Source organism: Asticcacaulis sp. YBE204 (assembly GCF_000495855.1).
GTDB lineage: Bacteria > Pseudomonadota > Alphaproteobacteria > Caulobacterales > Caulobacteraceae > Asticcacaulis.
Map to the genome: position 1 here is coordinate 1 of NZ_AWGF01000028.1, position 1,189 is coordinate 1,189.

Here is a 1,189-nt window from a genome sequence, read left to right on the forward strand (position 1 = left end):
GCCCGGTGCATTCTTTGATGAGCCATTAACCCGATAGATTTCCCCCTGATTACAATAAGCATCTTCTCGGTGGCGTGAGCCGCTTCCCAATCCAAAGGCTCCGACCTCCATCAGCTGCCCGCCAGCCACCCCGACGTTTTTCGTCGCGGCCGTACCTAACGCCAGATTGCCACGCGCGGCGGCCTTGTCGGGCAAGTCGGACAGATTGGCGGCCTTTTTCATGCTGGCATCGCTAACCGTTTTAAGCGCCTTCGGCGTGCTGGCTTTCGTTTCGTCGGTGCTGGTCGTCGCGCTGCTCAGTTGCACCAGCCCTTTCGCCGTGGTGCTGGCGTCCGGGTGGTTTCGGGTTTTCTCATGCACGGCGATCGCGTCGGCCACAAAATCCTTGGTCGCCAGTACGGTGTCGCCACCGGCGATCACCTGAATCGCCTCGGTGCTGCTGACAATCAGGATCATGCGCAGCGTCTGCGTGCGGCCGCTGCCCTCTTCAAGCTTCGGCTTGTAACTCTCCGCCATGTTGCTGACGGCAATCAGCGTCCCGGCCTCATCATAGAGGCCCATCTCACGCAGCCAGAAGCCGCCGACGTTTGCCGGAATAATCATCTCGGCCAGAATGTGATTTTTCAGCGCCTTATCGATAGTCAGCCCGTTTAGCGCCGCGCGGTACTTCTCGTTGACGAGTTTTGTTTGCGCCGGATTTGGCGTCGGCAGCGTGCCGTTCCCGTCGCCGACGGCCATAGAGACGATTTTCAACTGCGTGCCGCCCGCGCTGGCGGCGGCAATCTTGGCCGCCCCGGCGGTGGTAATAATCGCTTTATATTTATTCATGATTTTCTCTTATCCGGGGTAAACGGTAATGACATCGCCATCAATGGCGGCCGCGCCGGTGTAAATCCGGCCGGGGATGTCCTGCAAAATGTTGAGGCCGATCAGGTGGCGGCTCAGGGGCTTGGCGTCGGCGATCAGGCGCTCCATTTCCTGATACATTTCCTCGGTGATGCCGGTTTCCAGCACGCCAATATCCAGCCGGAAAGTACCGGGCGGATCGGCGCCGTCGGTATGGAACCACTCGATAACGTTGATCAGGTAGCCGAGCGGCTCCACCACGCGGCGCACGGCGCCGATGGTACCCTTGTGCCGGTGAATGTAGAACGCAGCCGAAACCACGCCCCGCTTCACGTCCTCCGGC

General features: G+C 60.1%; 2 protein-coding genes. Both read right to left on the reverse strand.

The window, feature by feature from the left end; all coding sequences use genetic code 11:
• The coding region (locus AEYBE204_RS39145) for a phage tail protein (RefSeq protein ID WP_023464143.1) at positions 1 to 828 on the reverse strand (828 nt) is incomplete at its 3' end.
• A 9-nt stretch (positions 829 to 837) separates the two neighbouring features.
• Positions 838 to 1,189, reverse strand: a 352-nt coding sequence (locus AEYBE204_RS39150) for a phage tail protein I (RefSeq protein ID WP_023464144.1), incomplete at its 5' end; no start/stop codon positions are given.